Raw genomic sequence first — 24,618 nt, forward strand, 5'->3', positions numbered from 1 at the left:
CAGTTAAAATTGGTAAATTTTAGATTAAATGCCGGATAGCTGGCTGCAAACACATGTTCTAATTTCGAATCAACATAACAAGCAAAACTACATTCTATGGCAAGTATAAACTGGAGCGGGGTGTATCCGGCTCTGCTTACGCCTTTCAATCAGCAGGAAGAAATTGATTTCGATCTATATAAAATCAACCTGGATGCCCAGGTGGAGGCAGGTGTGGATGGAGTTATTATCGGAGGATCACTGGGTGAAACCAGCACGCTGTTAGGTGAAGAAAAAAGAGACTTACTCATTTATTCAAAAGAAGTGGCGCCTGCTCATATCCCGGTACTAGTGAATATCGCAGAGCAAAGTACAAAAGTGGCAATAGCCCTGGCACAGGAGGCTGAACAGCATGGAGCTGATGGCTTGATGCTGCTGCCACCCATGCGATACAAGGCGGATGACCGCGAGACAGTTGAATTTTTTAAAGCGGTAGCACGTAATACCTCCTTACCGATCCTCTTATATAATAATCCGGTTGATTATAAAATTGAGATCACGCTGGACATGTTTGAACAATTGCTGGGTTTTGAAAACATCCAGGCAGTTAAGGAATCAACCCGCAACACGATGAATGTAACGAGAATGCTTAACCGATTTGGTGAGCGGTATAAAATCTTAACCGGCGTTGACCCGATTGCATTGGAAAGCCTGCTATTAGGGGCTCATGGCTGGGTAGCCGGACTTGTAGATGCATTCCCTCGTGAAACCGTTGCGATTTTCCGCCTGATAAAAGCAGGTCGTTATGAAGAAGCAGTTGCTATTAACCGATGGTTCCTTCCCCTCTGTGAGCTGGATATTCATCCGAAACTGGTACAGTATATTAAGCTCGCTGCAAAAGCAACCGGTATCGGATCTGAATTTGTAAGGGCACCCCGTTTATTGCTGGAAGGAGAGGAGTTGACACGTGTACAGAAAGTAATTGATGATGCATTGGCCTGTCGCCCTGAATTACCCGATTATCTCAACCTGCAAACAGTATCCAATGCTCAGTGGGCTTAGTATTATTGGTCGGAACCGCGGAGCTGTAACTGCTCATCAATTGAACGCAAAAAGTCCGGTTACCGGTCAATCCTTACCGGAGGAATTTCATATAGCAAGTCCGGATGAAATTAACCGGGCATTGGAACTTGCGGCAAAAGCAGCACCTGAATTCAGTTCATTAAAAGCGGAACAACGAGCAGCATTTCTTGAAACGATAGGGGAAGAGATAATGGCTATCGGTCCGGCTTTACTGGAGCGGGCGCATCTTGAAACCGGATTACCGGAGGCAAGACTGAGTGGAGAAAGAGATCGTACTGTTAATCAGTTAAAATTATTTGCTGCTGTACTGCGCGAAGGAAGCTGGGTGGAAGCTGTTATAGATACAGCCTTGCCGGATCGCAAACCTTTGCCACGCACCGATCTCCGTAAAATGAATGTGGCGATTGGGCCGGTAGCAGTTTTTGCTGCAAGCAATTTCCCCCTGGCATTTTCAACGGCCGGAGGTGATACAGCAGCTGCCTTGGCTGCAGGTTGTCCGGTTATTGTAAAAGCGCATGGGTCACATCTGGGCACCAATGAACTGGTTGCCATTGCTATTCAAAATGCTTCCATAAAGTGTGGCATGCCGGATGGAGTATTTTCATCGCTTATAGGTGAAGGTGCTGCATTGGGTCAGCAACTGGCTAAAGATGAACGCATCAAAGCAATCGGGTTTACCGGATCTTTTAAGGCAGGTATGGCTCTTTTTCATACTGCAACCAAAGAGCGAAAAGAACCCATCCCTGTTTATGCCGAGATGAGCAGTATTAATCCGGTGCTGTTGTTACCTGCTCTTGTAAAAGCGGATCCGGAGGCACTTGCGGCACAGTTGGCTGCTTCGATAACATTAGGTGTTGGACAGTTTTGTACCAATCCGGGATTATTATTCATACTGGAAGATGCAACTACAGACAAGCTCGTTCATGCGCTTACAGAAGCCCTGAAAAAAGCTGCCGCCGGCGTGATGCTGAACAGTTCCATCTGCCGGAGTTATTATACTAACCGAACCCACCTTAAAGGAATAGCTGGTGTGAAGGCATTACTGGAAGGAGAGGACGCTTTTGACAGTTGTAAAGGAAGCGCTGCCTTGTATGAAGTAAGTGCTGCTGAATTTTTGAAGCAACCCGCATTGCAGGAAGAAATTTTCGGTCCTGCATCTCTGTTAGTAAGATGTAAATCAAAAGCAGACATGCTGCTTGCCATTCAGCATATGCAGGGACAATTAACCGGTTCTGTCTTTGGACAATTAACGGAGTTGGATGATTTCAGAGATTGCATCACTATGCTGCAAAGTCGCGTGGGTCGTTTAATCTTTAACCAGGTACCAACCGGTGTAGAAGTTTGCCATGCGATGGTACATGGAGGCCCTTTTCCTGCTACCACCGATGCAAGCTCTACTTCAGTAGGAGCTTCTTCCATTGAACGCTTTTTGCGGCCGGTATGCTGGCAGAATTGTCCGGCTGATTTTCTTCCTGAGGCCTTACAAAACAACAATCCATTAGGGATCATGCGCAAGATCAATGGGCAGTACACCCGGGATCCCATAACCAGTTAAAGAAATGAAAGCGGTAATTATAGGAGGCGGAATCATTGGCCTGAGCAGTGCGTATTATTTATCGGAAGCGGGTTGGGAAGTAGAGGTACTGGAGGCCGGAGATTTTGCTGATAACTGTTCTTATGGTAACCTGGGCATGGTTGTGCCCAGTCATTTTGTGCCCTTGGCAGCACCCGGAATAGTAGCACAGGGGGTTCGCTGGATGTTCAATTCCAGCAGTCCGTTTTATATAAAACCCGGATTAAATTCAAAGCTGATCAACTGGGGATTAAAATTTCTTCGCAGTGCGAATGCAAAGCAGGCGGAAGCTGCAGCCAGGCCTTTGCTGGAACTGAACCTGTTCAGCAAATCACTATATGAAGAACTTGCAACGCAACTGAATTTTGGCCTGAAGAAAAAGGGCATCCTGATGTATTTCAAAACGGAGTCGGTTGCGGAGGAAGAAAATCATCTTGCTGAAAAGGCGAGGGCAATGGGGTTGGATGCTATTTACCTGAACAGGCAGGAATTGCTTCACCTGGAACCGGAGCAACAGCCGGATGTATTGGGAGCAGTGCATTATCGTTGTGATGCGCATTTGCATCCCAATGCTGTAATGCGTGAAATGATTAACATACTGAAGCAAAAAGGCGTCATCTTATCAGCTGGTAAACCACTTCAAAAAATAGTGCGTGATCAGGATCAGATCAGGGAAATCATCGCAGGTGGTGAATCGATAAAAGCTGATCTGTTTGTAATGGCCAGTGGCTCCTGGTTACCTGAAACCATGAAGCAGGCAGGCATATCCATTCCACTGATGCCAGGCAAAGGATATTCATTTACAGGAAATGAAGGCGGACCTTCATTACGTATTCCAGCTATCTTATGTGAAGCAAGGGTTGCTATTACGCCAATGGCAGGCCAACTGCGTTTTGGAGGCACCATGGAACTGGCCGGTTTCCAGCATAAAGTGAACATGAATCGGGTGAGAGGCATAGTGGAATCAGTACCCAACTATTTTCCGGCTATGAAGCTTGAAATGCCCCAGGAAAAGGAAGTATGGTATGGATTCAGACCCTGTTCTCCGGATGGGTTGCCCTATATCGGGTTTGCAAAAAATAGCAGGAACCTGCTGGTTGCAGGAGGGCATGCCATGATGGGACTCAGTTTAGGTCCCGCTACCGGAAAGCTCATTGCAGAATTAGCACAATCCAAAAGCACTTCCGTTGATATCAGTGCGTTTGACCCGAATCGTTTTTCCTGATTGCATAATAGATAGGAATTCCCAGCAGGGTGATGATCAATCCCGGCCAGGTATAATTCGGTTTGAAAAAGATCAGCAACACACAGAAACTCAATCCCATCAAGATATAGAGAATTGGCAGAACCGGGTATCCAAAGGCTTTGTAAGGCCTTGGATGATCCGGTCTTTTTTTGCGCAGAATAAAAATGCCTGCGATGGTCAGCATGTAAAAGGCAACAACCACAAAGGATATCATATCCAGCAGCTGGCCATATTGCCCGCTTACGCTCCAGGCACAGGCAAAAAGACACTGAAACCAAAGCGCATAACCAGGAACGTTATTTCCATTCAGTGTACCTGCTTTTTTGAAAAAGAGTCTGTCTTTGGCCATGGTATGATATACTCTTGCCCCTGCAAGAATCAGTCCGTTATTGCATCCGAATGTGCTGATCATTATCATGACTGCAATAATGATGGTACCTGCAGGACCAAAAATTACCTGTGCAGCAGCAACACCGACCCTGTCTTTTTCAGCACCAGCGATACCATCAAGTGGAAGCACTGCCAGGTAAACCAGGTTGGTGCATACATAGATGATGGTAACCAGCAGTGTTCCAAGAAACAAACTCAGGCCGATATTGCGTTGCGGATTTTTGATTTCCCCTGCAATAAACGTGACATTGTTCCAGGAGTCGCTGCTGAAAATTGAACCAACCATGGCTGCAGCGATAGCACCCATAACCGCAATCCCTGAATATAGTTCAGTACCCTCACCAGGAGTGAATTTGCCAAGGAGCCAGGGCAAATCCCAGTTCTGTTTCCATACCTCAGGCTGAAAGGCGAATAAACCAAAGAGGATCAATCCGAGCAAGCTGAGAATCTTGGTAAGCGTAAAAGTGGTTTGAATGAGTTTTCCACTTTGAATACCTCGGGTATTTATAAAAGTCAGCAATATAATAATGACAATGGAAAGCAACTGTGCTGCAGAAAAATGGAAGCTGCCAATGGATAACAGGATGGAATCTTCTCCAACAGCCGGGAAAATATATGCGGTAAATTTTGCAAAGGCAACAGCTACTGCTGCAATGGTAGCTGTTTGGATGACGGAGAAAAAACTCCAGCCATATAAAAATCCAATAAGGGGATTATAGGCTTCTTTCAGGTAAACATACTGACCACCTGCTTTCGGAAACATGGCACTCAGTTCTCCATAACTGAGTGCTGCAGTAATGGTCATAAAGCCGGTGATCAGCCAGATGGCGATCAGCCAGCCGGCACTTCCCACATTGCGGGTGATATCTGCACTCACAATAAAGATTCCGGAACCAATCATCGAGCCGGCAACAATCATAGTTGCATCCAGTAATCTAAGGGTAGGCTTAAAGTTCGAATCCTGCATACAGTTCTTTTAGGTAAAGGGAAATTAAGGAATTCATTTTCCTCCAAGCAATTCGGGTTAAAATCTGAACAGCTTCCGCTAAATCAGGTAAAACTCCGCCTGGCAGCTACGGTTAAGTTTGAAAACAAAAAGGCTATGATCAGAATAGTATGCATTCTGCAGGTTATGTTGCTGTTAAACGCAGAGTTGGTGTTGGCGCAATATAAAAGGGAAACAAAACCCTGGTGGCCTACCAGGGAAGAGATTCTGGCCCGATATGAGAAAGCAAAATGGCTGGACAGTGCAGCAAAAACAGCCGTATACTATCAGTCTGTTCAACCAGTTTGGGAAGAAAATGGTACCGGCTTCTGGTTTAAACGAACACATCCCGACAGCACGGTTGAGTTTCTGAAAGTGGATCCCACAAAAAGAAATCGTTTCAAGGCATTTGATCATCAACGGCTGGCGGATAGTTTGTCTTTTGTTGCCGCTAAAAGACTTACTGCTGATCGGTTGCCCATCACAGTTACAACTGTGAACCGAACAGCCAATAAAATCGAATTTAGTTATGATCAAAAAAGATGGCAGGCAGATCTAGGTACGTATTCCATAGAGGCAATTTCTCTGAATGAAAGATTCGGGCGCCGAAATTCCAATGGAACAGGTTGGACCCGCAGGAGTCACTGGATGAGCTTTGGTACAGATGCCTTGTCCCCTGATAAGAAATGGAAAGCAGTTGTAGTGAACAATAATATTCAGATTCAATCTGAAAATGGAGAAATAAAAAAGCAGCTTACCACTGATGGTACAGATACTGCAACCTACGGATCTGTTGCCTGGTCGCCGGATAGTAGGTATTTTATTTTTTACCGAATTGTTCCTTACAAAGACTCCGTCATACATTATATTAAAAAAGCAGTAGCGGGCACCAGCCGTGGGCAGCATTATGCCATTCCCTACAAGCAACCAGGAGATCCATTCACTACCTATGAAATGATGGTGTACAGGCTGGGTGAAGAACGTCCGAAAAAAATACAGACCCCTATCATGGATTTCTTCAGTGCTCCTTATCTGCATTTCAGTAAAAAAAGCCCGGGGAAATTTTTGTTTGAGAGGGTGGATCGTGGTCACCAGCGATTTCGCATACTGGAGGCTGATAGTGAAACCGGACTTGCACGTACCATATATGATGAGCAATCCTCCACCTTTATTTATGAATCCAGAATTTTTACAGATTATAATTTAGATAAAGAAGAATTGATTCTCAGTTCTGAAAAGGATGGCTGGCGGCATTTGTATTTACTGGACATAAGCAGCGGAAAAATTAAAAACCCCATCACATCCGGCAACTGGATTGTCAGGGAAATTGACAGTATTGATTATAAAAAAAGACAGATCTGGTTCCGCGCTTCCGGCATACAGCCGGGAGAAGATCCTTATTATGTACACCATTGCAGGATCGGCATGGATGGAAAAAACCTGGTTGTGCTGAATCCTGAACGCGGTCATCACCAGGTGAGTTATTCACCTGATGGCAACTATTTCCTGGATACGTATTCAGAAGTAAACAAGGCGCCGGTAATTACCTTGCGTTCTCCAGTGAATGGTAAACATATAATGACGGTGGAGCAACCCGATACGAGCAGATTACTACAATTGAAGCTGCCGGCGCCTATGCCTTTCACAGCAAAAGCACGTGATGGAATTACTGACATCTGGGGTGTAGTGTGCTGGCCAACTGATCTTGATTCTGGCAAGCAGTATCCGGTGATCGAAAATATATATGCTGGTCCGCAGGATGCTTTTGTACCCAAATCTTTCCTGCCTTACAGTGAGATGCAAAGCCTGGCTGCTTTGGGTTTTGTGGTTGTTCAGATTGATGGCATGGGAACAGCCAATCGTTCCAAAGCTTTCCATGATGTATGCTGGAAAAACCTGGCAGATGCAGGATTCCCCGACCGGATCAACTGGATCAGATCACTGGCCCAGTCATATCCATGGGTAGATACTAACAGAGTGGGATTGTATGGAACATCTGCAGGTGGACAAAATGCATTAGGTGGATTATTGTTTCATCCCGGCTTTTATAAAGCGGCCGTATCAGCCTGTGGTTGTCATGATAACCGCGTAGATAAACAATGGTGGAATGAACAATGGATGGGTTATCCATTAGGTAAACACTATGAGGAACAATCTAACATCACCAATGCCGGTAAACTGAAGGGTGAGCTATTACTAATTGTGGGTGATGAAGACAGCAATGTACCACCAGAATCAACCTATCGTGTGGCAGATGCACTTATCAAACAGGGAAAACATTTTGAAATGCTGACTATTCCCGGTATGGGACATAGCGATGGCGGTCCCTATGGCCGTATTCGTAAACGCGACTTTTTTGTGCGCTCACTTCTTCACCTCCTGCCTCCCCAGCGTAATTAAAAGGGGCTAATATCTGGTAACAATTAAATAAAATGTGTGAATCCATAGCTGTTTTCTCGTTCTACATTTAAGTGTAAAAATTACAATTAACCGATTGCTTTCTGTCACAACCAAAAATTGTCAAGCTATGAGAATTTCTTTCGGGAGGATCAGCGCTCTGCTTTTCTTTCTACTAATGACTGTATTTCTTGTTGGTGCCGGGTTAGAAGTCCGCGCCCAGGAAAGATCACCCAACCAGGTAAATGGAAAAATTACCAATGAGGAAGGTGTTCCGCTGCCGGGTGTATCGGTGACGGAAATTGGTACACAGAATGGAACTACTACAGATGAAAAAGGAGAATTTGTTTTAACACTGAGCCGGGCCAACGCGAAAATCCGGATCAGTTCTGTAGGATTTGCCAGCCAGGATATTGATGCTGCAGGGCGTTCCACTCTTTCCATACAAATGAGCGCAGCTCAATCCAGCCTGGATGATGTAGTAGTAGTGGGATATGGCAAGCAGAAAAAAGGCGAAGTAACAGGTGCCGTGGCGAATGTGAAAAGAGAAGATTTCACGCAAGGGTTTGCGCGGGATGCGGGACAATTGATCCAGGGTAAGGTAGCCGGACTCGCAATAGTTACTCCCAGTGGTAACCCCAATGCCACCACGCAGATATCATTAAGAGGAAATAGTACGATATTGTCTACAACTGAGCCGCTCATATTAATTGATGGTATCCCCGGCTCACTGAACACGGTTGCACCGGAAGATATTGAATCCATAGATGTATTGAAAGATGGATCTGCTGCTGCGATTTATGGAACCCGTGGTACCAATGGAGTAATCCTGATCACCACGCGCAAGAGAAGTGGAAAAATGCCTGCTACACTGAGTTACGACAGTTACGTGAGTGTGCAGACCATTGCCCGCCGCATGGAATTCCTGGAAGCCGGTGATGTACGGAAACTGGTAAATGATGGATTTTACCCCGCCACCTATGATAAAGGAACCAGTACCGACTGGTTAAAGGAGATCAGTCGCAATCCTGTAAGCCATGTACATAATGTATCGCTGCAGGGTGGCACTGCGCAATCCAATTATATAGCAACGCTTAATTTGCGGAATTGGGAAGGTTTGTTCAATCGTTCCGATAACAAACAGTTTACAGGTCGTATTGATCTGAATCATTCCATGCTGGATAACCGGTTGCGCTTTAACGTTAGTTTATTGGGCAGAAACCGGAAGTATTTCTCTGGCCCGAACTACGATTATATTTACCGGCAGGCAATCATTCGCAACCCAACCGACAGTGTGTATGATTATTTAGGTCGCTGGAAAGAAGATCCCAACGCCTATAATTATGACAACCCGGTTCGCAGTATTGAAGAAACATCTGGTGAATTCCGTACCTCAGAACTTCGTTTGAACGGTAGTGTGATTTTCTCTCCCATAAAGGATCTGAATATCAAACTCCTGGTATCGAATGTGAAGATCAATTCACTCTCTGGTTATTCCGAGACCTTTAATCACCGTGCATCTGTGGTGAATAACAGGACAGGGTATGCATCCCGCACCACCAGCCTCTTCCAGGACAACCTGCTGGAACTTACAACGGATTATACCAAATCATTTGGTCAGCATCGGGTAACCGTGCTGGGTGGATATAGCTGGCAGGATGTGACCAGTGAAGGATTTAACGCTGCCAACTCCAATTTTCCAACAGATCTCTATACCTATAATAACCTGGCAGCCGGTGATGCACTCCTGTTGCAGAATAACAGTGCCTTTGGATTGGGATCCTTTAAAACCAATCATAAGCTGATCGGGTTCTTCGGCCGGGTGAATTATTCACTCAGTGAGAAATATCTCCTGATGGCCAGTATGCGCTATGAAGGATCTTCCAAGTTTGGAGCCAACTATAAGTGGGGTACATTCCCCGCGGTTTCAGTTGGATGGCGACTTAACAGGGAATCATTCCTGGCAAATGCTGATTTCCTGGATGACCTGAAACTCCGGGCAGGATTTGGTATCACCGGTACTGTTCCGACCGATCCTTATCAGTCGCTCATTTCACTAACGTATAGCAATAACCGCTACCTGTACAATGGTCAGTGGATCCAGCCAATTTCTCCCACCAGGAACCCCAACCCAGATTTACGCTGGGAAAAAAAGGAGGAATACAATATCGGATTGGATTACGCCATGTTCCGCGGTCGCCTGAGTGGTAGTATTGATTTTTACCAGCGTAATACCAAGGATATGTTGTACAACTTCCCGGTTCCGGTTCCACCCAACTTGTTTGGTACCACCCTGGCGAATGCAGGCAGCATGTTAAACCGTGGTGTGGAAGTTTTGGTGAATTATGATTTTATCCGCAAGAAGGATATGGATTTCAGAGCCAACCTTACCTATTCTGCCAATAAGAATAAACTGATTTCCATTTCAAATGATTTGTATCAGACAACCAATGATTTCTTTTTCGCAGGGTATACCGGTGAGCCCATCCAGGAATCAACACACCGCGTGAAAGTGGGTGAATCAATCGGAAATTTCTGGGGTTACAAAACCATTGATGTAGATGCAGATGGCAAATGGATCATTGAAGGCGAGGATGGAAAACCCAAGCCGATCGGACAGTCTACCCCTTCTGATAAAAAAGTGCTGGGTAATGGTATTCCAAAACATGTAGCTGGACTCAATCTCTATTTCCGATACAAGAGAGCTGATATCGCTGTAAACATGCGTGGTGCATTTGGTTACCAGATTCTGAATTTCCAGCGTATGTATTATGAGAACCCCAAGATCAAGCAATACAATATGCTGAAATCAGCATTGGACCCGGTATATGGGAAAAGAATGCTGGATAATGACCTGGCTTATGTATCCCATTATATTGAGGATGGCGACCACTGGAAAGTGGATAACGTAACGCTTGGATACAGCTTTAATGTAACAAACAGCAAGTATTTCCGTACCGCACGGATATATGCATCAGCGCTTAATCTGCTTGTGCTGACCGGCTATAAGGGAATCGACCCAGAAGTAAACCGGTTGGGGTTAGATCCGGGCGTGGATTCAAGAGATAAGTATCCTACTACCAGAACCTTCACTGTGGGAGTAAACATTGGTTTTTAAAGTAAAAAAGAGTAATCATGAAACAACATAAAATTCTAAGTATCTCAGTATTGATGGCAGGTGCACTCCTGCTGAATACAGGATGTACCAAACTGGATGAGGAAGTATACGACCAGGTATTGGAAACTTCTTTTCGTCCGTCTGAAAAGGATATTCCGGCAATTATCGGCCCGGCTTATACCATCATGCGTCCCATGTATGCGGGCTGGCAGGGAAATTTTGATCTGCAGGAAGAACCGGCTGATGTAATTGTAACACCGGCGCGTCCGAATGGATGGTATGATGGTGGTACTTACCAGCGGATGCACAACCACGAGTGGAACCAGGTGCAATGGCAACCGCAGAACTTGTGGAACAACTGTTACAATGGAATTAATACCGTGAACCGGATTCTGTTCCAGATTGAATCTGGCTCCATTCCAATTGCCAATGGAAAAGATGCGCTGGTATCAGAATTGAAAGCGCTGAGAGCATTTTATTATTCACTCTTGGTGGATACACATGGCAATGTACCATTGGTAACGGATTTCTCGGATGCTACCTTGCCGCAACAGGCAACACGGCAGCAGGTATATGAATTTGTAGAGAAGGAATTGCTGGAGAATATGAACAACCTGAGTGTGGTTGCGGATAAATCAATGTATGGACGCATTAATAAATGGGTAGCTAAAGCAATACTGGCACGCCTTTACCTGAATGCGGAAGTATATACTGGAACTGCGCAGTGGCAGAAATGTATTGAACAGTGTAATGATATCATCAATGCAAACATTTATATCCTGGAGCCGAATTACAAGAACAATTTTGTAACGGCGAATGAAAATTCAAAAGAATTGATTCTGGCAGTTCCTTATGATGAGGTATTTGCAACACAGAATTCCATTCATATGAAAACCCTGGCAACGGCCCATCGTAATGTGTTGAATATGGCAGCGCAGCCCTGGGGTGGTAACTGTGCAGTTCCTCAATTCATTGATACCTATGATCCGGATGATTCAAGAATGAAGGATACCTGGATTATGGGACCTCAATACAGTGTAACTACTGGTGAAGAGATCCTGAATTATACCCGTCATGTTGATGGCATTGCGCTTGCAGGATTTTTCCAGGGTTATCGCATCGGTAAATATGAAATCAAAGTTGGTGCACGTGGTGGTTTAAGCACTGATTTTCCGGTATTCCGATATGCAGATATCCTCATGATGAAAGCCGAGTCGTTGCTCAGAACAGGAAATGCTGCAGATGCCGCAACCCTGGTAACACAGGTTAGACAGCGTGCATTTGCAACCACCAATCCGGCTAAGGCTGCTGTTACAGCAGATGATCTTACCAAAGGAAGTGTTTACAATTACGGTTACTGGAAAGATGGTGCTGTTACCGAAGTACAGGGTGGTGCAGATATTCCCTTTGGTCGCTTTTATGATGAACTGGGATGGGAGTTTGCTGCTGAAGCGCATCGCCGGCAGGATATGATCCGGTTTGGTGTATTCCATCGCAAAACCTGGTTCAATCACCGGCCCAAAAATGATGGCAAGATGAGAACCCTGTTCCCGATTCCGGAAGCAGAATTGAATAAGAATCCCAATCTTGCACAGAATCCGGATTACAGATGATTTACGTATATTGTTGTATAAATGTCATTAATACATTTATATGTTAAACTGAAAAAAGCATGAGAAATTTCCGTTTATCGATTGTACTCGCCACTGGTTTGATAACACAGACCGGAATTGCACAGGACGCTCAACACGATTACCCGATACAACCGGTGCCTTTTACGAAAGTGCATTTTCATGATGCTTTCTGGGCACCCAAAATTGAAGTGAATGCAAAAGTGAGCATTCCCTATACCCTTCAGAAATGTCGGGAAACCGGACGCATTGATAATTTCCTGAAAGCTGCGGGCAAAATGCCCGTGGGGAAAATCACAGAGTATCCATTTGACGATACAGATGTCTACAAGCTGATTGAAGGAGCTTCCTATTCGCTGCAGACCAAACCTGATCCGGAGCTTGAAAAAACACTGGATACCCTCATCAGTATCATTGCTGACGCGCAGGAACCGGATGGCTATCTCTATACTTTCCGCACCATGAAACCGGATACCCTGCATCCCTGGATCAGTCCGAAGCGTTGGGAAAAAACTCCGGATCTGAGTCATGAATTATACAATTGCGGGCACCTGTACGAAGCTGCAGTTGCGCATTACCTGGCAACCGGGAAACGTAATTTCCTGGACATCGCACTAAAAAATGCAGATCTCTTATTGCGTGATTTCGGTCCGGGGAAAGCAGCCTATTTTCCTGGTCACCAGGTGGTTGAAATGGGATTGGCCCGCCTCTATCGCGTCACTGGCAAAAAGGAGTACCTCGACCTGGCTAAGTTTTTCCTGGATATCCGGGGCAATGGCAATATCAAGGGATCAGAATATAGTCAGTCGCACAAGATGGTAACCGACCAGCACGAAGCAGTTGGGCATGCAGTTCGCGCAGCCTATATGTACACCGGTATGGCGGATGTTGCTGCACTCACCGGAAACAAAGAGTATATCAATGCCATCCAGGATATCTGGAAAGATGTGATGGAACACAAGCTGTACCTCACCGGCGGTATTGGTGCAACAGGGCATGGTGAAGCATTTGGCGCTGCTTATCAGTTACCCAATATGTCGGCCTATGCAGAAACCTGTGCCTCCATTGCCAATGTGTACTGGAACAGTCGCATGTTTTTAATGAACGGAGATGCACAGTATGTGGATGTACTGGAGCGCATTTTATACAATGGCTTGTTATCAGGAGTATCCTTGAGCGGCGACCGGTTTTTCTATCCCAATCCACTGGCATCAATGGGGCAGCACCAGCGAAGTGCCTGGTTTGGTTGTGCCTGTTGTATCAGTAACATGACACGCTTCATGCCATCTGTTCCCGGATATGTATATGCGAAAAAAGAGAATGATCTCTATGTGAATTTATACGTGGCCAGTACTTCGGATATAGAACTGCCGGCAGGGAAACTGCAACTGGAGCAGGTGACAGAATATCCCTGGAAAGGGCAGGTTGGGATGCTGATAAAAGAGGCACCCTCCAAATCATTTACCATAAGGTTGCGTATTCCCGGCTGGGCAAGGCAGGAAGCAGTACCAGGAAGTTTGTATGCATTCCTGGATACACAAAGAAAGCCCATTCGAATCCTTCTGAATGGGAAGGCGGTTGAGTATAAGATGGAGAAAGGTTACGCGGTAATCAATCGCAGCTGGAAAAAAGGAGATAAGCTGGAACTGGAGTTGCCCCTGGAAATTGAAAAAGTAATCGCCAACCAGCAGGTGAAAGATAATATCAATCGTTTTGCCCTGCAGCGCGGACCAATTGTATATTGTATAGAGGGACCAGACAATAAAGACAATGCGGTGAATAATATTGTGGTGGATCGTTCAGCAGGAATTCAGGCCAACTATGAACCGGAATTATTGAATGGGGTAATGGTGCTGACTGCAAAAGGGAGCAGTACTAAAAGACAGGTGAATACAACAGCACTCCTGCGTTCAGAGCAAACAGTAAAAGCTATTCCCTACTATTCCTGGAATAACCGTGGTGCAGGAGAAATGCAGGTTTGGATTCCCTATGCAGAATCTGCAGCCTTACCAATGCCGGCGCCAACCATTGCGTCCAAAAGTAAAGTCAGTTCATCACAGAAGAACCCCCGTATGCTGAAAGGGATGAACGATCAGTATGAGCCATCGAGTTCACAGGATCGCAATTCCATTTACCTGCATTGGTGGCCAAAGGAAAATACAACGGAGTGGGTGCAATATGATTTTGATCAGCCGCAAACCGTGCACTCCAGCAAATTCTACTGGTTTGATGATGGTCCCTTTGGAGGATGCAGGATTCCTGCCGGCTACCAACTGCTCTATGAAAAAGATGGCAACTGGCTACCGGTGGAAGTGGAGCAGCAGGATGCGATCACCAAGGATGCCTATAACAGCATCCGGTTCAAACCGGTTAAGACCAAAGGGCTTCGACTGGAGGTCAAATTACCGGAGAAACATTCTGCAGGTATGCATGAATGGATCGTGAACTGATTTAGCTGGCAACATCATAAGCGTGCAGCGTGTAGGATTCTACATATTCGCTGGGTGATTTGCCCAATACAGCTTTGAACACGCGATTGAAATTGGTAATGCTGTTGAATCCGCAGGTATAAGCAACCGTTGAAATACTGTCGAACCCGCCTTCCGTGAGTTTCTTACAAGCCTCATTGATTCGAACTTCATTGAGGAAAGAAACAAAGGTATGGCGGGTTCTTTTTTTGAAAAACCGGCAGAAAGCCTGTGGTGTCATATGTGCCTGTTTCGCTACATCGTCCAGGGTTATCTGCTCTGCATAATTGCTCAGGATAAAATTATAGATCCTGCCAAGACGCAGTCCTTCATTTTCACTGAACTGGACCATTTCGGAAACACTTCCCAGTTCCTTTAATTGGGAGGATGCACAACAGGCTCGCATCAGTTCCAGGAAACTGATGATCTGATCAATGCCGGATTGCTGCTCTATTTTTAACATCAGACTGCTGATTTCATCCGTCATTTCCTCTGGCAGGATAAAACCGGAACGATATTTCTGCAGGAACTGACGAATCAGTTTGGTCTCCGTGAGATCAAAGAGGAAATGCAACTTGCCGGAGGGATTGAAGAAAATGGTCAGGGCTTCTACTTCCAGGTTCCCGCCATAATAAATGGGATCGTTTTTAAAAACATGGGGCTGATTGGCACCAATACAAAAGATTTCATTCGCCCGAAAGGGGTACATATTGTTTTCCACTACGAGGGTTCCTTCACCCTTAATGATCCAGGTCAGTTGAACTTCATCGTGCCGGTGTAAATGCTGGTACATAAAGGGGAGCCTGTCTCGTTGAACAATGATGTTCTTCTCGCCCGGAACCGGAATGGTGAATTGCAGGACTTTCATGTTCAGTTAATTAAGTGTAGGAATGACAGTAATTTAATGTATTCCATTAAATTATCCCCCAATAGTGAAAATATGATGATAAGCGGTTAAAATCTGGGCAAACCAAAATCAGTTTTGGGAGTGACCCCGGTCACAATTGCCCGCTGCCCCGCTGTTTACCTTTAGTATTCAATGCAATGCCATGCAACAACATCATCAAATCTTAATTATAGGAGGGGGCAATGCCGGTATTTCGGTAGCTGCTCAACTGCTTCGTAAAAGAAAATCGCTCCAGATTGCCATCATGGAGCCATCTGATAAACATTACTACCAGCCTGCCTGGACATTAGTAGGTGCCGGCACCTTCGATATACATGATACCGTACGATCCGAAGCATCAGTGATGCCATCCGGCGTGAACTGGATCAAAGAGGCTGCGGCCAAATTTGAACCGGAGTCCAACAAAGTGATCAGTGCTAACGGCAATGAATACACGTATGACTACCTGGTCGTTGCACCGGGTATTCAACTGAACTGGCACCTGGTGAAAGGCCTGCCCGAAACCCTGGGCAGAAATGGTGTTACTTCCAATTATTCTTTTGACCTCGCGCCTTATACATTCGAATTATTAAAAGGTATGAAGGAAGGAGATACAGCTTTGTTTACAAGTCCGGGTACCCCGGTAAAATGTGGCGGAGCACCTCAAAAAATCATGTACCTCACAGCCGATTACCTGCGTAAACACGGATTGCAGGGTAAAACCAAGGTGGAATTTGTAACTGCAGGCGGCGTGATTTTCGGCATCAAAAAATATGCGGACCAGCTCATGAAAAAAGTGAATGAGTATGGTATTGAGCTGCATTTCAAACACGACCTGGTAGAGATTGATGGTCCGGGTAAAACTGCCACTTTTAAAGTAACCGATCCCCAGGGCGTGTCCAGTTATATCACCAAACATTTTGACATGATCCATGTGGTGCCTCCTCAAAGTGCACCGGATTTTATTAAAAGCAGTCCGCTTGCCAATGAAGCCGGCTGGGTGGATGTACATAAGTTCACCTTGCAACACAATCGGTTCCCCAACATATTCGGATTGGGAGATGCTACCAGCACCCCCAATGCCAAAACCGGTGCAGCAGTTCGCAAGCAGGCACCTGTATTGGTGAAGAATCTCTTAGCTGTAATAGATGGTCAGCCCCTGCAAGGAAATTATACCGGGTATGGAAGCTGTCCGCTGGTAGTGGGATATGGCCAATTGATCCTCGCGGAGTTTGATTATGACAACAAACCAATGGAGACTTTCCCCTTTGACCAGGCCAAACCCCGCTGGAGCATGTGGGCGCTGAAAAAATATGTCTTACCCTGGATGTACTGGAATAAAATCCTGAAGGGAACAGCCTAAGCAATTCTTGCGTAAATTGGGTGAAAGAGCTGGCATGACTGCAGACAAACCTACTCCTACACGCACCAAGCTATCCTTAACAGATGAACTGGCGGTAGAAAGGACCCGCCTGGCCAATGAACGTACTTTATTGGCCTATATCCGATCAAGTTTGTATTTTTCCATCGCCGGACTTACCCTGAATAGTTTTTTTCAACTGGAACTCGGCTGGTTGCTGGAGCTGGCATTCTGGCTGGTAGCAATAGGGATACTGATCAGTGGGATCATCCGGTACCGTCGTGTTGCTAAAAAACTGAATATCTCAGCATTTGCGCAGAAACGATGGCATTTATTAATGGAAGAAGAAGTTTAACGCATTGAATAAAAGAAGCACATGGCGAATATTTTAGTTCCTTTTGATTTTTCCCCCAATGCCATCAGTGCATTGGACCAGGCCTTATACATCGCAAAAGATAAGGGATTGACAATCGAAGTATTGCATATCCTGAATTTTAAAGCAGCACATGATTATCCCAACGAATGGCATATTGACCCGCACCATGTTGATTTGGGCGCGATTGAAGCAAAACTGGCGGAGCTTGTTGCCGAACGCAGTTCAGCCTGCTGTGGTGAGGCGGCACCTAAAGTAACTACCTCGGTTCGGGAAAGTGTCATGATTAATGGCGGGATCATCAACCACATGCTGGAAAACAAAGCCGAATTAATTGTAATGGGTACGCATGGAGCTTCCAATGCCGTGGAGCGTTTCTGGGGCAGCAATACCAGCACCATGATCAACCATAGCTTATTTCCGATATTGGCAGTACCGCGCGACTGGCATCCGGTGAAACTGGAAGAGTTACTGGCAGCCATCTCCCTGAAGGAAGCAAAAACCTGCCTGCCGAAATTGGCAGAATGGGCCAACTGGTTCAACGTTAAGGCAGAAGTTATTTCACTGACTTCAGTACCCGAAGCCGACCAGGATGAAATGGAAGCTGCTGTAAGGGCCTATCCCGAGATCACCGCACACCTGGTTCCCAAGAAAGATGACCTTCCCATGTGGAAGAACCTGGTGAATTATACTGCTGATCGCAAAAAAGCAGCCCTGCTGATGTTTGTTCATGAGCGGAGTGTATTTGATAAACTCTTCAATTACAGCATTACTTCCAAGGTAGCCGATGGCATTCATATCCCGCTGTTGGCAATTCCTACTACTAAAAAGTCCTGAGTTTCAACAGTGGTTGGCGTAACCACCCCAATGGGATAACTTTGCGGGCCATGGAAACCATTCGTCAGCAAAGAGGACAACGAGCCGTAGCCATTTGGCTGCTCATAGGGGTAGGAATGATCATCGTACAGATTTTATTGGGAGGAATTACCCGGCTAACCGGGTCCGGACTCTCCATAACTGAATGGGAAGTGGTGACAGGTACCCTGCCGCCCCTGAATGAAGCCGGATGGCTGGATAAATTCCGGGAGTACCAGCAAACCCCTCAATACCGCCTGCTGAATACCGATTTCAACCTGGATGATTTCAAGTTTATTTTCTTCTGGGAATGGTTTCACCGGTTTTGGGCCAGGCTTATTGGAGTGGTATTCGTAGTGGGATTTGTTTACCTGATTTCAAAGCGGTACCTGAAACGTGAAATGGTGAATCCCCTCCTGACTCTTTTTGTGCTGGGAGCACTGCAGGGAGCTGTAGGCTGGATCATGGTGGCCAGTGGCTTAACCGGTGATGCAGTTTATGTAAAGCCTACCCGCCTGGCCATGCATTTTGTGCTGGCGCTTGGTTTACTCTCCTATACTTTCTGGTTTGCCTTACAATTACTGGTTCCCAACCAGGAGCGGCGGGATGCACCCCAGGTAAAAAAGTTCACCTGGATCCTATTGGCCTTATTGACCCTGCAATTGGTGTATGGGGCCTTAATGGCCGGACATAAAGCTGCGGCAGTAGCATCTACCTGGCCAACCATCAATGGGGCCTGGGTACCGGAGGGAATGGGAAGTCACAGTCCCTGGCTGATTAACCTGATTGATAATACTATTACTGTTCATTTTATTCACAGAAACCTGGCTTACCTGATCACCATCCTGGTGATTCTCTGGTACCGAAAAGCAAGCCTGGAAACCATCTCACCAGCTGCTCGTGCTTATATACGCTGGCCCCTGATGCTGGTGGTGGTGCAGGTATTGCTGGGAATTTTATCCGTATTAACCAGCAAATCCATTGTGCCTAATCAATGGGGCAATTTTGAATGGATGGCCCAGCTACATCAATTGGTAGCAATGTTCCTGGTTTTATCGCTGGTGGGCATGTTGTATCTTTTCGGTGAGCGCAGGCAGCGCGCATAATTTGAGACTTGTCTAAACGTTCTAAGAGTGTATCTTGGAACGCGATGAAGCAACGCCTGAAAGCCATATTCTATTCTTTTGCCGTACAACTGGTGTTACTGCATTTCAAGAAATTCCAGATCCTGCTGATCTTCTGGCTGGCACTGTTTGGGGCGGTAAGTGGCAACTTCATGGCCAGTTTTGGGGTAGATTCCCTGTATTTATCACCGGAATACCTGGGCAGTGTAAATGCTATTTCAGCCGGGATTGTAGGCATGTCGGTCGGCATCTTCATCATGAGTTGGAACATTACTACGTTTATCCTCTTCTGCCGGCATTTCCGGTTTTTGGCAACTACCACCAGACCATTTCTGAAGTATTGCATCAACAATGCAGTAATTCCATTGCTGTTCCTAGTATTTTATTTTGTGAACGCGGTTGACTTTGATCTGCACAAGGAATTGTTGTCCGTAAGTGAAGTGATGACCCTGGTAGGAGGGTTTTTAATGGGACTGGTACTGATCATTTTTCTTTCGCTGGCTTATTTTTTCGGTGCGGATATCACGATTGCAAGGAACATGATCAGCCTGGATCCTTCACCCATGGCCTTACACAGGGGAGTGAAACCGTATATTGTATTAAACAGTGGTGGCAGCCGGTTAATCAAGGTAACGACGTATTTGAGTGGCCGCCTCAATGTAAAAGCAGTACGCGATGTGACCCACTACAGCAAAGAATTCCTGGAAAGTATTTTCAGTCGCCATCATTTTGCAGCAGTCTTATCCATCTTCATAGCTTTTGTGTTTTTGATGCTGGTGGGATTTCTGCTCGATTACGAAATGTTCAAGCTGCCGGCAGCAGCAAGTATCACCATCTTTTTTGCGATCCTGGTATCGGTAGCCGGAGCCTTTTCTTATTTCCTGCAAAGCTGGAGTGTTCCCTTTGCGGTGGTGTTAATCATCGTATTGAATCTGTTGTATCGCTATGGGGTGATCGATCCAACTAATAAAGCGTATGGATTGAATTATTCAAAAGAGATTCAGAAAGCAGCATATACGTCCGCTAATCTTGCAGCATTAAATACTGCTGAAAGGGTGACTGCTGATTCCCTGAGAATGGTGCAGGTGCTGGAAAACTGGAAAAGAAGGCAGGGGGTGGAGAAGCCACATCTGTACATCGTAAACGTAAGTGGAGGAGGAACCCGCAGTGCTACTTTCACAATGGGAGTGATGCAGAAACTGGACAGTATCTGTGGCGGTCAGTTGATGCGGAAGACCTTTATGATCACAGGTGCTTCGGGTGGTATGCTGGGAGCAGCTTATTTCAGGGCATTATCCAGGGAGCGGGACCTGGGCAAACCGATCCGGTTGCAGGATCCTGTATATGTGGATGATATCTCGAAAGATTTACTGAATCCGACCTTTTCTTCCTTTGTGGCGCGCGACCTGGCCGCACCTGCGCAGAAGTTTCAGGTGGGAGAATATGAATATGTAAAAGACCGGGCTTATTCTTTTGAACAGCAACTGAATAAAAACACCCGGTATTTACTGGATAAAGAATTCAGTGCGCTGGCGAAAGAAGAACAGGAGGCCCTGATGCCTACCATGATCTTTAATTCAGTAATTACGCGGGATGGCAGGAAAATGCTGATCAGTACCCATCCGCTCAGCTTTTTGATGAAACCATCGGGAGATCCGCGTTTACAACTTCCTACAGATCCGGATGCAGTAGATTTTGCAGCCTTGTTATCAAGGCAGGATCCGATGAATCTTCGCTTACTCACGGCACTTCGTATGAATGCTACTTTCCCCTATGTGTTACCAAATGTTTGGTTACCGACAGATCCGGTGATTGATGTGATGGATGCGGGCCTGCGGGATAATTATGGCATTGAAACAGCAGTACGGTTTATTCATGTTTTTCGGAACTGGATCAAAGAGAATACTACCGGTGTAACGCTTTTGCAGATCAAAGATCGCCAGGGTGGTGGATGGGAGCATCCTTTTGAGTCGAAGGCGGTTTCTGAAATTGTGACCAAGCCTTTGTTGTTGCTGCAACTGAACTGGTATAAAATGCAGCAGTACAATCACCAGGATCAGTTGGGCATGGTGAGTGATTTATTACCCGGACAATTCAACCGGATCAGTTTTCATTATCTGCCGGAGAAGGAAGAAACCAAGGCAGCTTTGAATTTTCATCTTACACAGCGCGAGAAAGTGGATATCCGGCATGCGTTGGATAACGAACTCAATGCGTTAGGATTTATACGGTTTAAGGAATCAATAACTATTGGAGCTGATTGATTTTTTTAAAGGCAAATCGAGGTGCAAGTCTTTGTAAAAAATAAAGTAGTTGCACTGCACCAACCCGAATTTCTGTTTGCTTATTTTCTATACCCTTCAACATTTTTTCTACAGCCTCTTTTGGTTGGATGGCAATTTTGGGTGCAGCTCCTTTATGCCAGGGCGTATTCACCACCGGAAATAAGACTTCAATGATTTCAGTAGGGTTCGGTTTGATTTGCTCTCTCAATACCTGGGTGAATGAATGGAGAGCTGTCTTAGTTGAATTGTAAATGGGGTAGAGGGTTCTTGGCGTATATACGAGCCCGGTAGTGATATTTATGATTGCGGCATTTGGTTGAGTACCCAATAAGGGTAGCAGCTGATGAATCAAATGAATGGGTGCAATAAGATTCGTTTCAATTTCTTTCACTGCTTTTTCATAACCGTTTGGGTCTAAAGTGAAATTTTCACGATGAACAATCGCTGCATTGTTAATGAGTACGTTCAGTTGGGGATGATTATCTGCAAGCCAGGCAACCAGTTTCAGTCGATCGCTTTCTAGGGCAAGATCACAGGTGTAGATATGAATACCGGGGACTTGCCACTGCGCTTCTAAAAGCGTTTCTTTATTTCTTCCGCAAATAATTACAGTGTTATTGAGTGCACTGAATTGTTTGGTCATTTCCAGTCCGATTCCGGAGCTGCCGCCTGTTATCAGGATGGTATTGCCAGATAGTTTCATTTCAATCAATTTTGCAACGAAACTAGGAGGCTACGAAGACCTGGAAATTGATCTATGTTAACCGATCATTTTTTTGCGGATGCGGCTTAAGGATTCAGGTTGTATACCCAGGTAGGAAGCAATCTGTTGTTGTGAAATTTGTTGCTCGAGTCCGGGAAATTCCAGCAGAAAGTTTCGATAGCGTGTTTCGGCATCTAATAATAGCAGATCGCGTTCGCGTTTTTCTTTGGATGCATAGCCTTTTTCAAGAGCCCTGATGAGGAATTTATCCCAGTAGGAATCCTGTTCCTGTAGAGAGAGCCAGCTTTTGTAATTGATTTCAAGCAGGGTGGAAGTTTCGAGTGCCTGAATAAAATATAAGGAGGGAGATTGGTTGAGCATGGAAGTATAGGAAGCCAACACATTACCGGGAGCAATAAAACTTTTGGTGAATTCGATGCCTTTATCGTTCTGATAGTAATAACGAATGAGACCGGATTGAACAAGTGCAAACTTCCTGGGAACCTGTCCTTCCCGAATAAAAAAATCACCTTTTTGCAGGATGGTTTGCTGGCCGATACCCTGTAGTATAGCTAAATGCGACGCATCAATCATAGTAGGTTCCTCATGTATGGTGCTTAAATTTACTAAAATAGCTGTCCGGTTTTGGGGACTTCACCTGTTATCTTTAAAACAAATCAGTATGCAAGAGTATGTATTGATCTTTCGTCATGAAGACGGAAAAGAAGTTGCTTCACCTGAGCAAATGCAGGAATGGATGAAGCAGACCATGGACTGGATTTGCACCATTGCCGCGAAGAACAAGTTTGTGAGTGGAACCGGTCTTCCCTTTGAGGAGGCAAAAGTTGTGAAGGCAACCGACAAGGGATTGATGGTAACCAATGGTCCGTTTGGGGATATCAAAGAAACCCTCGGCGGTTATATCATTGTAAAAGCGGATTCTGTGGAAGAGGCAGTAGAATTTGCGAAAGGGAGTCCGGTGCTTCAGGGAATTGGCAACAGTGTGGAGGTACGCAAAATAGCCAGTGGGGATGGTATCCATTAAGCAGGATACTGCCCAATTGGTGCCCCATTTATTCCGGTCGGAATTCCGGAAAATAACCACGCATATCTGCCACCTCTATGGGCGGGGGATATTGTTGGAAATGCCAACTGGCGCTGTATTGCAGGAGCGACTTGACATGGTATTGTTAACAATTTATCTCCTGTTTACGGAGGGTTATTATTCGGAAACGAAGGAGGAACTGATACGGGAGGATTTGTGTTTTGAAGCAATGCGACTGGCGTACCTGTTAACAGAGCAGGCGCCAACCAATAGTCCGAAAGTGCGGGCATTACTGGCCTTGTTTTGTTTTCAGGCATCGCGGTTTCCGGCACGCAGGAATAAGAATGGGGAATGGTTGTTGTATGATCAACAGGATGCTTCCTTGTGGGACCAGGGACTGATTGCAAGGGGAGTGGAGTGGTTGCACAAGGCAAGTGTGGGTGAAGAGTTTAGCTTTTATCATTTGGAGGCAGCAATCGCCTATTGGTATACGAGGCCGGAGGATACAAAAGAAAAATGGGCAGCAATCGTTGGGTTGTATGATCAGTTGGTTGAATTGAAGGCATCGCCTGTTGTAGCACTGAACAGGATTTTTGCAGTGTATAAACTAAGAGGTGCGAAAGAAGCGATTCAACTGGCTGATCAGTTGCAACTGAAGGACAATCCGTATTACTACATGTTGTTAGGTGAGCTGTACAGTAACCTGGATAAGGAATATTCGCAGGAATGTTTCAGGAAAGCCTATCAGTTAGTGAATACAGAAGCAGATCGTAGGTTTGTTGAAAAGCGGTTGTAAACAGAAGCATACAGATGTGTTTGTCCGGGTTCGAAATACTGGAAAACAACAGGCGCATCGGAAGCCCCCGGCATGATCGGCTGAAGTCATGATATTGTTCATGCTATGTATCACCTGTTGGGAGTTTTCCTGCCATAGCGGGAAAGGTGGTCCAGGGACCTCCATCAATACGGATGGAAATGCCATCATTCATCGGGATGATATAATGGATCGCTTTGAGCGTGATCTTCTCTCCCAAACCCACGGTAGCCACTATGGGTGTAAGTTCTATAGATGCGATCGCTGACCAGTCGCTGAAATGATTCGTTTGCACAGAAATAG

General features: G+C 45.6%; 19 protein-coding genes. 14 read left to right on the plus strand and 5 right to left on the minus strand.

Going from position 1 to position 24,618, the window contains the following annotated elements; translation table 11 throughout:
* Positions 1-96: 96 nt before the first annotated feature.
* From L0U88_RS13350 to L0U88_RS13360, 3 genes are read left to right on the plus strand one after another with little or no spacing between them, the layout of a single operon-like run.
* On the plus strand, positions 97-1,041 hold the full coding sequence (locus L0U88_RS13350) for a dihydrodipicolinate synthase family protein (protein WP_234866567.1): 945 nt from the start codon (positions 97-99) through the stop codon (positions 1,039-1,041).
* The gene (locus L0U88_RS13355) at positions 1,025-2,617 is read left to right on the plus strand and encodes an aldehyde dehydrogenase (NADP(+)) (RefSeq protein WP_234866568.1); all 1,593 of its coding nucleotides are present in this window, start codon (positions 1,025-1,027) and stop codon (positions 2,615-2,617) included. The genes L0U88_RS13350 and L0U88_RS13355 overlap by 17 nt, the downstream gene beginning before the upstream one ends.
* 4 nt (positions 2,618-2,621) lie before the next feature.
* The gene (locus L0U88_RS13360; protein WP_234866569.1) at positions 2,622-3,860 is read left to right on the plus strand and encodes an NAD(P)/FAD-dependent oxidoreductase; all 1,239 of its coding nucleotides are present in this window, start codon (positions 2,622-2,624) and stop codon (positions 3,858-3,860) included.
* Here the strand turns inward: L0U88_RS13360 and L0U88_RS13365 are convergent.
* Entirely contained in the window at positions 3,829-5,238 is a 1,410-nt protein-coding gene (locus L0U88_RS13365; protein ID WP_234866570.1) for an APC family permease, read from the minus strand. The two genes, L0U88_RS13360 and L0U88_RS13365, sit on opposite strands and share 32 nt — an antisense overlap.
* Positions 5,239-5,373: 135 nt before the next feature.
* Between L0U88_RS13365 and L0U88_RS13370 the strand changes: the two genes are divergently transcribed.
* The 4 genes from L0U88_RS13370 (at position 5,374) to L0U88_RS13385 (ending at position 14,852) form a co-directional block, all read left to right on the plus strand.
* Complete coding sequence (locus L0U88_RS13370) at positions 5,374-7,656, plus strand: S9 family peptidase (RefSeq protein ID WP_234866571.1); 2,283 nt, start codon at positions 5,374-5,376, stop codon at positions 7,654-7,656.
* A 127-nt stretch (positions 7,657-7,783) separates the two neighbouring features.
* A complete protein-coding gene (locus tag L0U88_RS13375) occupies positions 7,784-10,771 on the plus strand; it encodes a SusC/RagA family TonB-linked outer membrane protein (RefSeq protein ID WP_234866572.1) in 2,988 nt (995 codons plus the stop codon).
* 17 nt (positions 10,772-10,788) lie between these two features.
* Entirely contained in the window at positions 10,789-12,384 is a 1,596-nt protein-coding gene (locus L0U88_RS13380) for a RagB/SusD family nutrient uptake outer membrane protein (protein ID WP_234866573.1), read from the plus strand.
* 59 nt (positions 12,385-12,443) lie between these two features.
* Positions 12,444-14,852, plus strand: a complete 2,409-nt coding sequence (locus L0U88_RS13385) for a glycoside hydrolase family 127 protein (RefSeq protein ID WP_234866574.1) — start codon at positions 12,444-12,446, stop codon at positions 14,850-14,852.
* Between the two features lies 1 nt (position 14,853).
* Here L0U88_RS13385 and L0U88_RS13390 read toward each other — a convergent pair whose 3' ends face one another.
* Positions 14,854-15,738, minus strand: a complete 885-nt coding sequence (locus L0U88_RS13390) for a helix-turn-helix domain-containing protein (protein WP_234866575.1) — start codon at positions 15,736-15,738, stop codon at positions 14,854-14,856.
* A gap of 181 nt (positions 15,739-15,919) precedes the next feature.
* Here L0U88_RS13390 and L0U88_RS13395 point away from each other — a divergent pair, with 181 nt between their 5' ends.
* From L0U88_RS13395 to L0U88_RS13415, 5 genes are read left to right on the plus strand one after another with little or no spacing between them, the layout of a single operon-like run.
* On the plus strand, positions 15,920-17,119 hold the full coding sequence (locus L0U88_RS13395) for an NAD(P)/FAD-dependent oxidoreductase (protein WP_234866576.1): 1,200 nt from the start codon (positions 15,920-15,922) through the stop codon (positions 17,117-17,119).
* Between the two features lie 34 nt (positions 17,120-17,153).
* Positions 17,154-17,471: a DUF202 domain-containing protein gene (locus L0U88_RS13400; protein ID WP_234866577.1), complete on the plus strand. Its 318-nt coding sequence runs from the start codon at positions 17,154-17,156 to the stop codon at positions 17,469-17,471.
* Between the two features lie 21 nt (positions 17,472-17,492).
* Complete coding sequence (locus tag L0U88_RS13405) at positions 17,493-18,326, plus strand: universal stress protein (protein ID WP_234866578.1); 834 nt, start codon at positions 17,493-17,495, stop codon at positions 18,324-18,326.
* 50 nt (positions 18,327-18,376) lie between these two features.
* Positions 18,377-19,450: a COX15/CtaA family protein gene (locus L0U88_RS13410; RefSeq protein ID WP_234866579.1), complete on the plus strand. Its 1,074-nt coding sequence runs from the start codon at positions 18,377-18,379 to the stop codon at positions 19,448-19,450.
* A 44-nt stretch (positions 19,451-19,494) separates the two neighbouring features.
* The gene (locus tag L0U88_RS13415) at positions 19,495-21,732 is read left to right on the plus strand and encodes a patatin-like phospholipase family protein (protein ID WP_234866580.1); all 2,238 of its coding nucleotides are present in this window, start codon (positions 19,495-19,497) and stop codon (positions 21,730-21,732) included.
* Here the strand turns inward: L0U88_RS13415 and L0U88_RS13420 are convergent.
* Together L0U88_RS13420 and L0U88_RS13425 are read right to left on the minus strand one after the other, a co-directional pair.
* On the minus strand, positions 21,716-22,456 hold the full coding sequence (locus L0U88_RS13420) for an SDR family oxidoreductase (protein ID WP_234866581.1): 741 nt from the start codon (positions 22,454-22,456) through the stop codon (positions 21,716-21,718). The two genes, L0U88_RS13415 and L0U88_RS13420, sit on opposite strands and share 17 nt — an antisense overlap.
* Before the next feature lie 57 nt (positions 22,457-22,513).
* On the minus strand, positions 22,514-23,050 hold the full coding sequence (locus L0U88_RS13425) for a Crp/Fnr family transcriptional regulator (RefSeq protein WP_234866582.1): 537 nt from the start codon (positions 23,048-23,050) through the stop codon (positions 22,514-22,516).
* 88 nt (positions 23,051-23,138) lie between these two features.
* Between L0U88_RS13425 and L0U88_RS13430 the strand changes: the two genes are divergently transcribed.
* Together L0U88_RS13430 and L0U88_RS13435 are read left to right on the plus strand one after the other, a co-directional pair.
* Positions 23,139-23,501, plus strand: coding sequence for a YciI family protein (locus tag L0U88_RS13430; protein ID WP_234866583.1), 363 nt, complete (start codon positions 23,139-23,141; stop codon positions 23,499-23,501).
* Positions 23,488-24,297 (plus strand): RNA polymerase sigma factor, encoded by an 810-nt coding sequence (locus tag L0U88_RS13435; protein WP_234866584.1) that lies wholly within the window; start codon positions 23,488-23,490, stop codon positions 24,295-24,297. The genes L0U88_RS13430 and L0U88_RS13435 overlap by 14 nt, the downstream gene beginning before the upstream one ends.
* Positions 24,298-24,400: 103 nt before the next feature.
* On the opposite strand, the gene L0U88_RS13440 is transcribed toward L0U88_RS13435, so the two are convergent.
* Entirely contained in the window at positions 24,401-24,610 is a 210-nt protein-coding gene (locus L0U88_RS13440) for a hypothetical protein (protein ID WP_234866585.1), read from the minus strand.
* Positions 24,611-24,618 lie beyond the last annotated feature (8 nt).

It is taken from the genome of Flavihumibacter fluminis (assembly GCF_021491375.1).
GTDB lineage: Bacteria > Bacteroidota > Bacteroidia > Chitinophagales > Chitinophagaceae > Flavihumibacter > Flavihumibacter fluminis.

Coding starts and splice junctions, on each gene's coding strand:
- L0U88_RS13420 (WP_234866581.1), bottom strand. CDS start 22,456: ATGAAACTATCTGGCAATACCATCCTGATAACAGGCGGCAGCTCCGGA.
- L0U88_RS13435 (WP_234866584.1), top strand. CDS start 23,488: ATGGTATCCATTAAGCAGGATACTGCCCAATTGGTGCCCCATTTATTC.
- L0U88_RS13355 (WP_234866568.1), top strand. CDS start 1,025: ATGCTCAGTGGGCTTAGTATTATTGGTCGGAACCGCGGAGCTGTAACT.
- L0U88_RS13370 (WP_234866571.1), top strand. CDS start 5,374: ATGATCAGAATAGTATGCATTCTGCAGGTTATGTTGCTGTTAAACGCA.
- L0U88_RS13365 (WP_234866570.1), bottom strand. CDS start 5,238: ATGCAGGATTCGAACTTTAAGCCTACCCTTAGATTACTGGATGCAACT.
- L0U88_RS13380 (WP_234866573.1), top strand. CDS start 10,789: ATGAAACAACATAAAATTCTAAGTATCTCAGTATTGATGGCAGGTGCA.
- L0U88_RS13385 (WP_234866574.1), top strand. CDS start 12,444: ATGAGAAATTTCCGTTTATCGATTGTACTCGCCACTGGTTTGATAACA.
- L0U88_RS13400 (WP_234866577.1), top strand. CDS start 17,154: ATGACTGCAGACAAACCTACTCCTACACGCACCAAGCTATCCTTAACA.
- L0U88_RS13415 (WP_234866580.1), top strand. CDS start 19,495: ATGAAGCAACGCCTGAAAGCCATATTCTATTCTTTTGCCGTACAACTG.
- L0U88_RS13425 (WP_234866582.1), bottom strand. CDS start 23,050: ATGATTGATGCGTCGCATTTAGCTATACTACAGGGTATCGGCCAGCAA.
- L0U88_RS13430 (WP_234866583.1), top strand. CDS start 23,139: ATGCAAGAGTATGTATTGATCTTTCGTCATGAAGACGGAAAAGAAGTT.
- L0U88_RS13410 (WP_234866579.1), top strand. CDS start 18,377: ATGGAAACCATTCGTCAGCAAAGAGGACAACGAGCCGTAGCCATTTGG.
- L0U88_RS13350 (WP_234866567.1), top strand. CDS start 97: ATGGCAAGTATAAACTGGAGCGGGGTGTATCCGGCTCTGCTTACGCCT.
- L0U88_RS13375 (WP_234866572.1), top strand. CDS start 7,784: ATGAGAATTTCTTTCGGGAGGATCAGCGCTCTGCTTTTCTTTCTACTA.
- L0U88_RS13395 (WP_234866576.1), top strand. CDS start 15,920: ATGCAACAACATCATCAAATCTTAATTATAGGAGGGGGCAATGCCGGT.
- L0U88_RS13360 (WP_234866569.1), top strand. CDS start 2,622: ATGAAAGCGGTAATTATAGGAGGCGGAATCATTGGCCTGAGCAGTGCG.
- L0U88_RS13390 (WP_234866575.1), bottom strand. CDS start 15,738: ATGAAAGTCCTGCAATTCACCATTCCGGTTCCGGGCGAGAAGAACATC.
- L0U88_RS13405 (WP_234866578.1), top strand. CDS start 17,493: ATGGCGAATATTTTAGTTCCTTTTGATTTTTCCCCCAATGCCATCAGT.